Origin of the sequence: Pseudomonas sp. 22526, from assembly GCF_052044735.1 — a bacterium.
GTDB lineage: Bacteria > Pseudomonadota > Gammaproteobacteria > Pseudomonadales > Pseudomonadaceae > Aquipseudomonas > Aquipseudomonas piscium.
This window is the reverse complement of the sequence record NZ_JBQENK010000008.1, coordinates 248,698-262,853: the sequence shown is the minus strand read 5'-3', so window position 1 is coordinate 262,853 and position 14,156 is coordinate 248,698. Positions and strand designations below refer to the sequence as shown.

General features: G+C 62.9%; 14 protein-coding genes. 5 read left to right on the top strand and 9 right to left on the bottom strand.

The features are described 5' to 3' along the window. Nucleotides 1-23: 23 nt before the first annotated feature. From ACTJKT_RS14745 to amaB, 7 genes are all read right to left on the bottom strand, one after another. Nucleotides 24-743 carry an ABC transporter ATP-binding protein gene (locus ACTJKT_RS14745; RefSeq protein ID WP_106696380.1) on the bottom strand — a complete coding sequence of 240 codons (720 nt, stop codon included), beginning with the start codon at nucleotides 741-743 and terminating at the stop codon, nucleotides 24-26. Then, on the bottom strand, nucleotides 740-1,615 hold the full coding sequence (locus ACTJKT_RS14740; RefSeq protein WP_440787587.1) for an ABC transporter ATP-binding protein: 876 nt from the start codon (nucleotides 1,613-1,615) through the stop codon (nucleotides 740-742). Before ACTJKT_RS14740 ends, ACTJKT_RS14745 begins: the two co-directional genes overlap by 4 nt. Further along, a complete protein-coding gene (gene livM, locus ACTJKT_RS14735; RefSeq protein ID WP_053259442.1) occupies nucleotides 1,612-2,907 on the bottom strand; it encodes a high-affinity branched-chain amino acid ABC transporter permease LivM in 1,296 nt (431 codons plus the stop codon). The genes ACTJKT_RS14740 and livM overlap by 4 nt, the downstream gene beginning before the upstream one ends. Before the next feature lie 2 nt (nucleotides 2,908-2,909). Then, a complete protein-coding gene (locus ACTJKT_RS14730; protein WP_009046714.1) occupies nucleotides 2,910-3,824 on the bottom strand; it encodes an ABC transporter permease subunit in 915 nt (304 codons plus the stop codon). Nucleotides 3,825-4,002: 178 nt separating this feature from the next. After that, nucleotides 4,003-5,139, bottom strand: coding sequence for a branched-chain amino acid ABC transporter substrate-binding protein (locus ACTJKT_RS14725; protein ID WP_009046713.1), 1,137 nt, complete (start codon nucleotides 5,137-5,139; stop codon nucleotides 4,003-4,005). A 362-nt stretch (nucleotides 5,140-5,501) separates the two neighbouring features. Then, nucleotides 5,502-6,785 (bottom strand): L-pipecolate oxidase, encoded by a 1,284-nt coding sequence (amaA, locus tag ACTJKT_RS14720; protein ID WP_440787586.1) that lies wholly within the window; start codon nucleotides 6,783-6,785, stop codon nucleotides 5,502-5,504. Nucleotides 6,786-7,003: 218 nt separating this feature from the next. Further along, nucleotides 7,004-8,494, bottom strand: a complete 1,491-nt coding sequence (gene amaB, locus ACTJKT_RS14715) for an L-piperidine-6-carboxylate dehydrogenase (RefSeq protein ID WP_440787585.1) — start codon at nucleotides 8,492-8,494, stop codon at nucleotides 7,004-7,006. 164 nt (nucleotides 8,495-8,658) lie between these two features. Between amaB and ACTJKT_RS14710 the strand changes: the two genes are divergently transcribed. The 3 genes from ACTJKT_RS14710 (at nucleotide 8,659) to nadE (ending at nucleotide 11,801) form a co-directional block, all read left to right on the top strand. Then, complete coding sequence (locus ACTJKT_RS14710; protein WP_025808040.1) at nucleotides 8,659-9,564, top strand: LysR family transcriptional regulator; 906 nt, start codon at nucleotides 8,659-8,661, stop codon at nucleotides 9,562-9,564. 179 nt (nucleotides 9,565-9,743) lie between these two features. Then, nucleotides 9,744-10,970: a nicotinate phosphoribosyltransferase gene (gene pncB / locus ACTJKT_RS14705; RefSeq protein WP_009046709.1), complete on the top strand. Its 1,227-nt coding sequence runs from the start codon at nucleotides 9,744-9,746 to the stop codon at nucleotides 10,968-10,970. A 3-nt stretch (nucleotides 10,971-10,973) separates the two neighbouring features. Continuing rightward, nucleotides 10,974-11,801 carry an ammonia-dependent NAD(+) synthetase gene (gene nadE / locus ACTJKT_RS14700; RefSeq protein WP_025808044.1) on the top strand — a complete coding sequence of 276 codons (828 nt, stop codon included), beginning with the start codon at nucleotides 10,974-10,976 and terminating at the stop codon, nucleotides 11,799-11,801. A gap of 249 nt (nucleotides 11,802-12,050) precedes the next feature. Here nadE and azu read toward each other — a convergent pair whose 3' ends face one another. Further along, nucleotides 12,051-12,497: an azurin gene (gene azu / locus ACTJKT_RS14695; RefSeq protein ID WP_053277219.1), complete on the bottom strand. Its 447-nt coding sequence runs from the start codon at nucleotides 12,495-12,497 to the stop codon at nucleotides 12,051-12,053. Between the two features lie 349 nt (nucleotides 12,498-12,846). On the opposite strand from azu, the gene ACTJKT_RS14690 reads away from it, so the two are divergent. Next, nucleotides 12,847-13,434 carry a TIGR00730 family Rossman fold protein gene (locus ACTJKT_RS14690; RefSeq protein WP_440787584.1) on the top strand — a complete coding sequence of 196 codons (588 nt, stop codon included), beginning with the start codon at nucleotides 12,847-12,849 and terminating at the stop codon, nucleotides 13,432-13,434. Between the two features lie 68 nt (nucleotides 13,435-13,502). Continuing rightward, complete coding sequence (locus ACTJKT_RS14685; RefSeq protein ID WP_025808046.1) at nucleotides 13,503-13,688, top strand: hypothetical protein; 186 nt, start codon at nucleotides 13,503-13,505, stop codon at nucleotides 13,686-13,688. 24 nt (nucleotides 13,689-13,712) lie between these two features. Here the strand turns inward: ACTJKT_RS14685 and ACTJKT_RS14680 are convergent, their stop codons facing one another. Then, nucleotides 13,713-14,132 (bottom strand): NUDIX hydrolase, encoded by a 420-nt coding sequence (locus ACTJKT_RS14680; RefSeq protein WP_226305406.1) that lies wholly within the window; start codon nucleotides 14,130-14,132, stop codon nucleotides 13,713-13,715. Nucleotides 14,133-14,156 lie beyond the last annotated feature (24 nt).

Below are 14,156 nucleotides of genomic sequence, written 5' to 3'. Positions count from 1 at the left end.
TTTTTTATCCACGGTACGCAGGCTTAGTGACCGCCCAGATACGCGTTGCGCACCTCCTCGTTGACCAGCAGTTCCTTGCCGGTGCCGCTCAGGCGGATCTCGCCGTTGACCATCACATAGGCCCGGTCCGACAGCTTCAGCGCGTGGTTGGCGTTCTGCTCGACCAGGAAGATGGTCATGCCGGTGGAAGCCAGCTCGCGCAGGGTGGCAAAGATCTGCTTCACCACGATCGGCGCCAGCCCCAGGCTCGGTTCGTCCAGCAACAGCAGCTTGGGACGGCTCATCAGCGCGCGGGCGATGGCGAGCATCTGCTGCTCGCCGCCGGACATGGTCATGGCCCGCTGGGTCCGACGTTCCTTGAGCCGCGGGAACAGTTCGAACATGCGCTGCATGTCTTCGGTGGCGTACTTGTCGCCGATGGGAATGGTGCCCATCAGCAGGTTCTCTTCCACCGTCATGTCCGGAAACACCCGGCGCCCTTCCGGCGACTGGGCGATGCCGTTGGAGGCGATGTAGTGCGAGGACTTGTGGGTGATGTCCACACCGCGATAGACGATCTGCCCGGACTCGGCCCGCGGCTGGCCGAAAATCGACATCAGCAGCGTGGACTTGCCGGCACCGTTGGAGCCGATCAGGCTTACGGTTTCACCTTCGTTGATGTGCAGCGAGACTTTCTTCAGGGCCTGGATCGGCCCGTAGTACACGTCCAGGTCCTTGAGTTCGAGGATAGGTGCAGTCGTCATACCAGCTCCTCTTCGTCCGCACCCAGGTAGGCGGCAATCACTTTCGGATCGTTGCGGATCGCTTCGGGCCCGCCCTCGGCGATCACGTTGCCGTGGTCGAGCACCACGATGTGGTCGGAAATACTCATCACCATGCCCATGTCATGTTCAATCAGCACCACGGTCAGGTCGTGCTCGTCGCGCAGCAGCCGGATCATCGCACTGAGCGCTTCGGTTTCCTGGGGGTTGAGGCCGGCGGCCGGTTCGTCGAGGCAGATGATCTGCGGCCGGGTGCACATGGCGCGGGCGATTTCCAGGCGGCGTTGCTGGCCGTAGGACAACTCGCCGGCCAGGCGGTTGGCGCAGTCCACCAGGTCCACCACTTCCAGCCAGTAGAAGGCGTGGTCCAGGGCATCGCTTTCGGCCTTCTGGTAACTCTTGGTATTGAGGATGCCGGACACCAGGTGGCGGTTGACCCACATGTGCTGGGCCACCAGCAGGTTCTCCAGCACCGACATTTCCCTGAACAGGCGAATGTTCTGGAAGGTCCGCGCCAGGCCTGCCCGGTTCACCAGGTGGGTACCACCGAACATCTTGTAGAACAGCCGGCTGGCAAAGCGCTTGGGCGACACGAAGTCGGTCGCGCGGAACGGCTCGCCCAGCAGCTTGATGACGTTGGTCGGCGTGCCCCGGGTATTCAGGGCGATGTGCCCGCCCGTGGCCTTGTAGAAACCGGTCAGGCAGTTGAACACCGTGGTCTTGCCGGCACCGTTGGGGCCGATCAGGGCGAAGATGGAGTTGCGTTTGACCTCCAGGCTGACGTCGCTCAGGGCCTTGATGCCACCGAAGTGCATCATCAGGTTCTCGACTTTCAGGATGATGTCATCGCTCATGATGCGCTCCTCTCGGTCAGGGCACCCTTGCGCGGGGTCACGCCGGTGCGGCTGATACGAATCAGGCCTCGGGGTCGCCAGATCATCATCAACACCATGAGGATGCCGAACAGCAGCACCCGGTACTCGGAGAAGCTGCGCAGCAACTCCGGCGCCACGGTCAGCACGAACGCCGCGATCACCACGCCCACGGTCGAACCCATGCCGCCCAGGACCACGATGGCCAGGATCAGCGCCGACTCGAAGAAGGTGAAGGACGAGGGGTTCACGAAGCCCTGGTAGCTGGCGAAGAACACCCCGGCCAGGCCCGCGGTGGAAGCACCGATGGTAAAGGCCGAGAGTTTCACCAGCACGTGGTTCAGGCCCATGGCGCGGCAGGCGATCTCGTCTTCGCGCAGTGCTTCCCAGGCCCGGCCGACCGGCATGCGGGTCAGCCGGTGCTTGATGTAGAGCACCAGCAGCACAACGATGAACAGCACGATGTAGATGAACAGGAACTTCAGGTTGGGGTTGTATTCCAGGCCGAAGAACTCGTGGAACGGCACCCCGCCATCCTTCGCCCGGCGTCCGAACTCCAGGCCGAAGATGGTCGGCGACGGCACCGGCATGCCGTTCGGGCCGCCGGTGAAGGACAGCCAGTTGTTGAGGATCAGGCGGATGATCTCGCCGAAGCCCAGGGTCACGATGGCCAGGTAGTCACCGTGCATGCGCAACACCGGGAAGCCGAGTATGCACCCCGCCAGCGCCGCGGCGAGGGCCGCCAGGGGCAGCACGGTCCAGAAGCCCAGGCCCAGGTACTGATAACCCAGGGCCAGGCCGTAGGCACCGATGGCGTAGAACGCCACGTATCCCAGGTCGAGCAACCCGGCCAGGCCGACCACGATGTTCAGCCCCAGGCCCAGCAGCACGTAGATCAGGCCGAGGATGACCACGGTCAGCAGGTACTTGTTGGCGAAGAACGGGAAGACGATGGCGATCACGATCAGCGCCGGGATGATCCAGCGCAGCCGCGACTTGTAGTCCGGCGCCCGCACATGCACACCGGAGCCCGTGCTTTCGAAGCCCTGGAGGATCTTCAGGCCCTTGGGCGTCTGCAGGAACAGGCTCAAGGCAAAACGGCCGATCATCACGATCGCCACCAGCCAGCCGACGCGGGCCGGTTGCAGGTTGAAGCTGTAGCCCTCGAGTACCACACCCACGATAGGACCGAACACGATCAGCGAGATCAGCCCGGCCAGCACGGCGTCGATGACGCTCTTTTTGATATCAATCGGTTTATTGGCAGCAGACATACTTATACCTTCGCCACGAGTGGGCGACCCAGCAGGCCTTGGGGACGGAAAATCAGAATCAGCACCAGCAGCGAGAAACTGAACACGTCTTTGTAGTCGGAGTTGATCAGACCGGAGAACAGCGACTCGGAGATCCCGAGGATGATCCCGCCGAGCATCGCCCCCGGCAGCGAACCGATGCCGCCGAGTACCGCCGCGGTGAACGCCTTGATGCCGATGACGAAGCCGGCATAGAAGTCGAACGTGCCGTAGTTCATGGTGATCAGTACGCCCGCCAGCGCAGCCATGGCGGCGCCGATGATGAACACGTAGGAAATCACCCGGTCGGTGTTGATCCCGAGGATCGAGGCCATCTTGCGGTCTTGCTGGGTGGCGCGGCACATGCGGCCGAGCTTGGTGTACTTGATGATGTAGGTGAGCAACGCCATGCCGGCGAATGCCGCCACCAGGATGAAGATCTTGGTGTAGGTGAGCTGGACGAAACCGGTGCCGATCTCGACCTTCCAGGCGCCGGCCAGCAGCGTCGGTACACCTTGTTGCTTGGCGCCCTGGCTGATCTGCGCGTAGTTCTGCAGGATCAGCGAGATCCCGATGGCGCTGATCAGCGGCGCCAGGCGGGTGGAGTTGCGCAGGGGCTTGTAGGCGACGCGCTCGATGACCCAGCCATAGATCCCCGTCACGACGACGGTGAAGACCAGGGTACCGAGAATGAGCAGCGGGAAGGATTCGATGCCGAAGTAGGCCAGCAGAGCCAGACTGATTGCCGCGAGGTAAGCGGAAATCATGTAAACCTCGCCGTGGGCGAAGTTGATCATGCCAATGATGCCATAGACCATTGTGTAGCCGATGGCGATCAGACCATAGACAGACCCGAGGGTCAGTCCATTGATCAGTTGCTGCAGGAAAATACCATCCATAACGCAATCTCACGCACTTGAGAGACTGCACACAGCGGATACGACGGCCTGGGGTTCAACCACCCGCGCAACACGACAGTTGTGCAGCTCTACGAGAAAAGACAGGTACTGCACGGACACGCATGCAGCAGGTCGACACCTTCCCTGGAGGAAGGGCCGGCCTGCCCGGACGCTCATGTCACTTCTGTTTTTCCAGCTGGTGGTATTTGCCGTCCTTGTCCCACTGGTAAACCACGTAGTCGGAGACTTTCAGGTCGCCCTTGGCGTCCCAGGTCTTCTCGCCCATCACGGTTTTCACCGGGTTGGCCTTGAGCCACTTGGCGGCGTCTTCGCCCTTGTTGGATTTGGCGCCGTTGAAGCCGGCAGCCAGGGCCTGGACCGACGCGTAGGCGTACAGGGTGTAGCCTTCCGGCTCGGTGCCGGCCTTGCGGAACGCGTCGACCACGGTCTTGCTGTCCGGCAGCAGGCGCGGGTCGGCGCCGAAGGTCATGTACACACCGTCGACGTACTGCGGGCCGCCAGCGGTGGTCACCAGTTCGTCGGTGACGATACCGTCGTCGGACATGAACTTGACGTCTTTCAGGCCCTGCTCGCGCAACTGGCGGACCAGCGGGCCGGCTTCCGGGTGCAGGCCGCCGAAGTAGACGACATCGGCCCCGGCGGCGCGGATCTTGGTGACCACGGCGCTGAAGTCTTTTTCGCCACGGGTCAGGCCTTCGTACAGCACCGGCGTCACGCCGCGCTTGCTCAGCTGTGCCTTGGTGGCGTCCGCCAGGCCCTGGCCGTAGGTGTCCTTGTCGTGCAGCACCACGACTTTCTTGCCCTTGAGCACGTCGACGATGTAGTCGCCGGCGACGATGCCCTGCTGGTCGTCACGCCCGCACATGCGGAACATGGCGGAGAGGCCGCGCTCGGTGACCTGCGGGTTGGTGGAGCCCGGGGTGATGGCGATCACGCCAGCTTCGTCGTACACCTCGGAAGCGGGGATGGTGTTGGAGGAGCAGAAGTGCCCGACCACGCCGATCACCTTGTCCTGGTCGACCAGGCGGTTGGCTACGGCCACGGCCTGTTTCGGTTCGCAGGCGTCGTCGCCCTTGACCAGGACGATCTTCTCGCCATTGACGCCGCCCTTGGCATTGATTTCGTCAGCCGCTGCCTGTGCACCCTTCATGTACTGCTCGCCAAATGCCGCGTTGGCGCCTGTCATGGGACCCGCTACGCCGATCTTGAGGTCGGCCTGAGCAAACGCAGAAACGCCCAACGCAGCTGCCACTGCGAGGGCCAGAAAGCCTTTCTTGTAAAACGTCTGGGACATGAGGTGGTGCTCCAAGGTTTTTTTAGTTGGCACTGCGACTTCACCGAATGCTCAGAGCAAGGGCCGTGCCATTGGTTTTTTATTCTGAAAAAAGTCGCTCTTTTATTGTTATTTCGACTGTTTCGAGCCCTTTTTTATTGGGCGTGCAACCGTCTAAACCGCGGAAGGTGAAACCGTATAAAACATCAGGCGCAACCCGCCTGCGCCATCATTGCAACCGCGGCGCAAATCAACGTGCAACCAGCCTGTAACAGCCTGCGTAACCGAACTGCACACTGCTGGTGCGGGACTGCTACGCCCCGCACCACTACAGGCTAGTCGCTGCGCCGAAAAGCGCCGCACCACGCAACATATTTCCTCCGTCAGATAACGATGCGCAGGCACTGGCCCGCGTGATACAGCGAGAACCCGGCCTCGTACAGGCAACTGCGCAAACCCACGCCGGCCAAGGGCTGCATGGGGGCGAAGGGAATCGGCAAGGCCTGAGGATTTCCGTTACACAGGTAATCGGCGAACGCCTTGCCGACCACGGTGCCAGTGGTCACGCCCCGGCCGTTGTAGCCGGTGACGGCCACCAGGCCGGGCGCCGGCTCGAACAGGCGCATCAGGTGATCGGGGGTAAAGGCGATGCAACCGGTCCAGGTGCACTCCCACTCAACCGCTTTCAGGTAGGGGAAATAGTGCTGCTGCACCCGGTCGGCCCAGGCCTTGAGGAACCAGGCCGGCTTCTGGTTGCCATTGCCCAGGCTGCCCAGCAGCAGGCGGCCGTCGGCGTCCCGGCGAATGCTGCTGAGCACCTGGCGGGTATCCCAGGAACCCTGGCCACCCGGCAGGATCCGCTGCGCGGCTTCCTCGGTCAGCGGCCTGGAGGCGACCTGATAGTAGTAACCGGGGAAAAAATTGCGCCGCAACTCGGTCCAGTCGCCCTCGGTGTAGGCGTTGGAGGCAATCACCACCTGCTCGGCCAGCACCGAGCCCTGTGCGGTCTGCACCGACCAGCGCTGGCCCTGGCGTTCGAGACGGGTCACCGGCGAGTGGTCGAACAACTGGCCCCCCAGGTCGACCGCGGCCTTGGCCAGGCCACTGACATAGGCCATCGGATTGACCGTGCCGGCCCGGCGATCGAGCAAGGCGGCGGCGATCTTCCTGGTGCCGGTGGCGGTTTCACAGGCCGCCCCGGTCAACAGCTCGACCGGCGCGCCCCGGCGCTTCCACTGGGCTTCCCGGCTGCGCAGGTCGGCCTCGCCCCGGGCGTTGTGCGCCATGTGCAAGGTGCCTTCGCGGCGCAGTTGGCAATCGATGTGGTATTTGTCGATCAGACTGAACACCAGGGCCGGCGCCGCCCCCAGCATGCGGTTGAGCTGGCTGCCGACCGCCTCGCCGAAACCGGCTTCGATCTCGTCCGGCGGGATCCACATCCCGGCGTTCACCAACCCCACGTTGCGCCCCGAACCTCCGTGACCGGTGCGATGGGCTTCCAGTACACAGACCCTTTTGCCCTGCTCCAGCAGGTGCACGGCGGCCGACAGGCCGGTAAAGCCGGCGCCGATCACGCAGACATCCACAGTGACCTCGCCCTTGAGCGCGGCATTGTCAGGCCTTTGCGGCGTCAGTTGTTCCCACAGGCATTCTTCGCGTAACGGCATTGCCAGACTCCGAAATCAACGAACTACAGACCATGAACCAGCACCTCCCTGTAGCCGCTGCCGCAGGCTGCGATCGACCGGTACGGTCGCGGCGGGCTGCGATCGGCCGGTACGGTCGCGGCGGGCTGAAGGCCGCCGCAGGCTCGACAGGAGATCGGGAACCAAGCTCCTTCGGCAGCGGCTACAGCGCCCGGCAGGCGGGCGCGATCAATGCCGACTCAATCGAAGGTAATACCCTGCGCCAATGGCAACTCCAGCGAGTAGTTCACGGTGTTGGTCTGCCGGCGCATATAGGCGCGCCAAGCATCGGAACCGGATTCGCGGCCGCCGCCGGTTTCCTTCTCGCCACCGAAGGCGCCGCCGATTTCCGCGCCGCTCGGGCCGATGTTGACGTTGGCGATGCCGCAATCGCTGCCCACCGCCGACATGAACTGCTCGGCCTCACGCACATCGGTGGTGAAGATGCAGGACGACAGGCCTTGCGGCACGGCGTTGTTCAGGCGCAGCGCTTCGGCGAAATCGCTGTAGCCCACCACGTAGAGAATCGGCGCGAAGGTCTCGCTGCACACCACGTCGCTCTGCTCCGGCATCTCGACGATCGCCGGCGACACGTAATAAGCGTTGGGGAACTGGTCCTCCAGCTGGCGCTTGCCACCGAACACCCGGCCGCCTTCGCTCAGGGCCTGCTCCAGCGCATCCTGCATATTGTCGAAGCTGTGCTTGTCGATCAGCGGACCGATCAGGTTGCCTTGCAGCGGATGGCCGATGCGCACCTTGGAATAGGCGGCCTTGAGGCGGGTGACGATTTCTTCCTTCACCGATTCATGGGCAATCAGCCGGCGCAACGTCGTGCAGCGCTGGCCAGCGGTACCGACGGCGCTGAACAGGATGGCGCGCACGGCCATGTCCAGGTCGGCGCTCGGCCCCAGGATCATTGCGTTGTTGCCGCCCAGCTCGAGGATGCTGCGGGCGAAACGCGCGGCGACTTTCGGCGCCACTTCGCGGCCCATGCGGGTACTGCCGGTGGCGCTGATCAGGGCTACGCGCGGGTCGTCCACTAGCGCTTCGCCGGCGTCGCGCCCGCCGATGATCACCTGGCTCAGGTATTCGGGGGCATCGCTGAAGTTCTTCAGCACGCGCTCGAACAGCGCCTGGCAGGCCAGGGCGGTCAGCGGGGTCTTTTCCGAGGGTTTCCAGATCACCGGGTTGCCGCAGACCAGCGCCAGGGTGGTGTTCCAGGCCCAGACCGCGACCGGGAAGTTGAACGCACTGATCACCCCGACAATGCCCAGCGGGTGCCAGGTCTCGCGCATGTGGTGGCCTGGGCGCTCGGAGGCGATGGTCAGGCCGTACAGCTGGCGCGACAGGCCGACCGCGAAATCGCAGATATCGATCATCTCCTGTACTTCGCCCAGGCCTTCCTGGGTGATCTTGCCGGCTTCCCAGGACACCAGCTCGCCGAGGTCGGCCTTGTACTCGCGCAGCACTTCGCCGAACTGGCGCACCAGCTCGCCGCGACGCGGCGCCGGCACCTTGCGCCACAACTCGAATGCATGCTCCGCGCGACTGACCTGCTGTTCCACCTCGGCTGCGCCCTGCCAGTTCACCGAGGCGATGCGGCTGCCGTCGATAGGCGAATGCACGGGCTGCTTGCCCGATTGATACAGGGCCGGGTTCACACCAAGACGATCAAGCAATGCGGCAACCATGGGTCACTCCTTACAGATGGAAAGCAAAAAAATCGCAGCCGCTGACACGGCTATTCAGATCTGTAGTTGTAGCCGGCCCGAGACTTGCCAACAAACGACGATTAGGCGAGATATCATTCCGTTTATTCATGCTGCGCAGCCGAGACAAGAACAAGGAACCCTCGATGCTGAATAAACGCTACCTGCCCTCGATCACCGCCCTGCAGTGTTTCGAGGCCGTCACCCGGCACCTGAGCTTCACTCGCGCCGCCGAAGAACTGAACCTGACCCAGAGCGCGGTCAGCAAGCAGGTCGCGCAGCTGGAAGAACTCCTGCAACACCTGCTGTTTCGCCGGGTACGCCGGCGCCTGCAGCTGACCCCGGCCGGCGACCTGTACCTGGTGGAGGTGCGCAAGATCCTCTCGCAGATCGAGATGTCGACCCATTACCTGCGCTCCTACGGTGGCGAAACCGAAGTCCTGCGGGTGTCCACCCCATCGACCTTCGGCGCGCGCTGGCTGGTGCCGCGCCTCAAGGGCTGGCGCCTGCGCCACCCGCAGATCCACCTGGACCTGTGCAACGAACAGGAAGCCGACGACCTGCTGCAGGGCCGCAGCGACATGGCGTTCTACTTCGGCCAGGGTTCGCGCCCCGGCACCGAGTGCCTGAAGCTGTTCGGCGAAGAGCTGGTGGCGGTCTGCGCCCCCGGCAGCCTGCCGGACAAGCCGTTCACCGACCCGACGCAGTTGGCCGAACTGGTGCTGCTGCAACTGGCCTCGCGGCCGCAGGCCTGGCATGACTGGTTCGACAGCCAGGGTTATCACACCGAGCACAGCTATCACGGCCCACGCTTCGAAACCTTCTATATGTGCATCCGGGCCGCCCAGGTCGGCTGCGGCGTGGCCCTGCTGCCGCGGTTCCTGGTGGAGGAAGAACTGGCCGAGGGCAAGCTGGTGCTGGCCTGGGACTACGCCATGCCCAGCCACGATGCCTATTACCTGGCCTACCCTGAACATGCGGCCGAAGTGCCCAAGGTGCGGGACTTCGTACGCTGGATGCTGGAGCAGATCGACAGCCCGACGCCGGCCTGATCCAGGATGGGTGCAGGCCGCACGGGCGCTATCGNCCCGCGATGAGGCCATCAGCCTGGACATCGCCCCCAAAGCAAAAAACGCTGGCAAAACCCACAGCGGATATGCGCCACTACTGCCTTCATTGAACAAGCTGGAAAGCCGCGCCCTTGGTCGCGGCCAGCATGGAGATTCCCGTTATGAGCGAGAGTGTGTTTGCCGATCGCATCGTGCAGAACCTGCTCGACACCGACTTCTACAAACTGACCATGATGCAGGCGGTGCTGCACAACTACCCCAACGTGGAAGTCGAATGGGAATTCCGCTGCCGCAACAGCGAAGACCTGCGCCCCTACCTGGCAGAGATCCGCTACCAGTTCGAGCGCCTGGCCGACCTGAGCCTGAGCGCCGACCAGTTGAGCTTTCTCGAACGCATCAGCTTCCTGAAACCGGACTTCCTGCGCTTTCTCGGGCTGTTCCGCTTCAACCTGCGTTATGTGCATACCGGTATCGAGAACGGCGAGCTGTTCATCCGCCTGCGCGGGCCCTGGCTGCATGTGATCCTGTTCGAAGTGCCGATGCTGGCGATCGTCAGCGAGGTGCGCAACCGCTATCGCTACCGCGAAGTCGTCCTGGAACAGGCCCGCGAGCAGCTGTATCGCAAGTTCGACTGGCTGAGCGCCAACGCCAGCGCCGATGAATTGTCGCACCTGCAGGTGGCCGACTTCGGCACCCGCCGGCGCTTCTCGTACCGGGTCCAGGAAGAAGTGGTGAACGTGCTCAAGCACGACTTCCCCGGGCGATTCGTCGGCACCAGCAACGTGCACCTGTCCCGCGAGCTGGACATGAAACCCCTGGGCACCATGGCCCACGAATGGATCATGGCCCACCAGCAACTGGGGCCGCGGCTGATCGACAGCCAGATCGCCGCCCTCGACTGCTGGGTCCGCGAATACCGTGGCCTGCTGGGGATCGCCCTGACCGACTGCATCACCACCGACGCCTTCCTCAACGATTTCGATCTGTACTTCGCCAAGCTGTTCGACGGTTTGCGCCACGACTCGGGCGATCCGATCGTCTGGGCGGAAAAAGCCATCGCCCATTACCTGAAACTGGGCATCGAGCCGATGAGCAAGACCCTGGTGTTCTCCGACAGCCTGACGCTGCCCAAATCCCTGGAGATTTTTCGCGCGTTGCGTGGTCGGATCAATGTCAGCTTCGGTATCGGCACCAACCTGACGTGCGATATTCCCGGTGTCGAGCCGATGAGCATCGTGCTTAAAATGGCCGCCTGCAATGGCCAGCCCGTCGCCAAGATCTCCGACGAAGCGGGCAAGACCCATTGCAAGGATCCCAACTTCGTCGCTTATCTGCGCCACGTTTTCCAAGTACCTGCCGCCCTTTCTGGCACATCAAGCAAGGAGTGAATCATGCAAGCCGTACAGCGTGAGATTGCTGAACAGCTCAAGGTCCAACCCCCTTTCAAGGACCAGGCCGCTCTCGAGGCAGAAGTCGCCCGGCGGGTCGCGTTCATCCAGCAATGCCTGCTCAATTCCGGGCTCAAGACCCTGGTGCTGGGCATCAGCGGTGGCGTCGACTCCCTGACTGCGGGCCTGCTGGCCCAGCGGGCGGTGCGCGAACTGCGCGCCAGCAGCGGCGACCAGGGTTATCGTTTCATCGCCGTGCGCCTGCCGTACGATGTGCAGTTCGACGAACACGATGCCCAGGCCTCGGTGGACTTCATCGAACCCGACGAACGCCACACCGTGAACATCGGGCCGGCAGTCAAGTCCCTGGCCAATGAAGTGGCGGCCTTCGAAGGCCACCAGGCGGTAACCCGGGACTTCGTGCTCGGCAATACCAAGGCGCGCATGCGCATGGTCGCGCAGTACACCATCGCCGGCGCCGCCCACGGCCTGGTGATCGGCACCGACCACGCCGCCGAAGCGGTGATGGGCTTCTTCACCAAGTTCGGCGACGGAGCCTGCGACCTGGCGCCGCTGAGCGGGCTGGTGAAGAACCAGGTGCGGGCCGTTGCCCGGCATTTCGGCGCGCCGGAGTCGCTGGTGGAGAAGATCCCTACCGCCGACCTCGAGGACCTGTCTCCAGGCAAGCCGGATGAAGCCTCCCACGGCGTGACCTACGCCGAGATCGACGCCTTCCTCCATGGCCAGCCGGTGCGCGAGGAAGCGTTCAAGATCATCTGCAACACCTACAACAAGACCCATCACAAACGCGTGATGCCGTTCGCGCCATAAACAGCCTGTAGCCGCTGCCGAGCCCGCGAGGCTGCGCACGGCCGCGGAGCGGTCGCAAAACCAGGCACCGCGTTACAGCCGATGGGCCGCGTGGACAGGTTTTGCGAGGACTGCGTCCTCGTACGCAGCCTCGCGGGCTCGGCAGCGGCTACAAGGCAGGCATAAAAAACGCCGTGCTCTCTTGCAAGAGCACGGCGTTTTTTGTGGCTATCTGGCGCCTCTTAGAGGCGCCTTCTCAGCAATGCAGGATCACTTCAGCACCACAGCGCCTTTCATCATCGAGTTGTGGCCCGGGAACGAGCAGAAGAACTCGTAGCTTTCGCCGGCGGTCAGCTTCGACACGTCGAAGGTCACCGAGTCTTTTTCGCCAGAGCCGATGATCTTGGTGTGGGCGATGACGCGGCTGTCGCCTGGTTTCAGGTAGTCCTTGTCGATGCCGGCAGCCATGCCGTCGGTCGCGATGCCGACCATGTCCGCGCTTTTGCTCAGTACCCAGTTATGGCCCATGACGTTCTTCGGCAAGCTGCCGGAGTGGGTCAGGTTCACGGTGAAGGTCTTGCAGCTCTTGTCGATGGTGATTTCCTTCGTGTTGAAGGACATCTGGTCGGTAGAGTCGACATCGACCTTGCATTCGGCGGCCATCAGCTGGCTGCTGGCCAGTGTCAACAGGGATACCGCAACGAGTTTGGCAAACATGGTGAATCTCCAAGGCAGGGTTAACAAAATCCATCTGAATCCATGGAGGTGAAGACTGCCTGAATTTTTCACAAGTTCCTATGATTCAAATCAAGAAATTGTATACAACTTTGCGCTATCGGCCTGATCGAGAGAATCAAACAGCCAGCCAACTGCCGCGGACCTATGCTCGGCGCACATCACTATCGGAGTGTCTGCCATGCACCTCAACAGCCTGTTCCGCAGCCTGCTCGCCGCCTACGCCTGTGGCGCCAGCGGTACCTATGAAAGCCCCCGCCGCGAGGATTGACCCTTGGAGCGCAGCCGGCCAGCCATTACTCTGTGGCCCTCACCGACCATGGAGTAAGGCATGTCTTTAACGTCTGTATGCGTGTTCTGCGGTGCCAGCACCGGCACCAACCCGGCTTACCGCGAGGCCGCCGAAGCCCTCGGGCGCCATCTGGCCGAACGCAAGCTGACCCTGGTCTATGGCGGTGGCGCTGTCGGCCTGATGGGCATAGTCGCCGACGCGGCCCTGGCGGCCGGCGGCGAAGTCATCGGCATCATTCCCCAGAGCCTCAAGGACAAGGAAATCGGCCATCCGGGCCTGACGCGCCTGGAGGTGGTCGACGGCATGCACGCCCGCAAGGCCCGCATGGCCGAGCTGAGCGACGCCTTTATCGCACTGCCGGGCGGCCTGGGCACCCTGGAAGAATTGTTCGAGGTCTGGACCTGGGGCCAGCTGGGCTACCACGCCAAGCCCCTGGGGCTGCTGGAAGTGAATGGCTTCTACGAGAAGCTCACGGGTTTTCTCGATCACATCGTCGGCGAAGGCTTCGTTCGCGCCCCGCACCGTGACATGCTGCAAGTGAGCGAATCGCCGCGCAAACTGCTGGATGCGCTGCAAGCCTGGCAACCCACGATAGCCCCCAAATGGGCCGAGCAGAAACCCGATTAACCGCCGGGCTCCGATACAGGGCAGAATACGCGCCGCTCAACCTCACCTTCGACCCCAGAGGATCGCCCATGGCTAAACCCAATTACTCCTTCGCCAAACGTCAGCGAGACCTGGCAAAGGAGCAGAAGAAAGAGGAAAAGCTGCAACGCAAGAAAGCGGCCGCTGAAGAAGCCGGCGCACCGAGCCCGGATACAGAAGACGAAGTGGCCGTCGACGACGCCAATACAGCAGACGATCAGGCTCCCAAGGCCTGAGACCCGCCAGGCCTGATACGCCTATCAGGCCCTCGGGATCTGGGGTCGGCCATCCGTTGCCGACCCTCGGATACCCAAGGCTTTGACAATCGAATCGCGATAACCCTGTGGCAAGTTGGCCGGTAGTCGGTCGGCTGCGAACAGGCCGATTTCCTTGTGCTCGTGGCTGAGGGTCGGCACAAACCCGCCCAGGAGCCGGCAGCGATAGGTCGAGATAAACACATGCTTGCCGGGGATGACCTCGAACAGGTACGAATCCAGCGGCTCCTCCACCGCCACCCGCACGTCCAGCTCTTCCTCGATCTCCCGCGCCAGGCATTGCGGCGCCGTCTCCCCCAGTTCGATCCGCCCGCCGGGCAGCTCCCACTCGTCACGCTCGTTGAGCATCAGCACCACCAACCCTTCGGGGGATTGCAGCACGCCTTTGATCGATACCGGGAACATAAAAAACTCCTGTAAAGCCTGTAG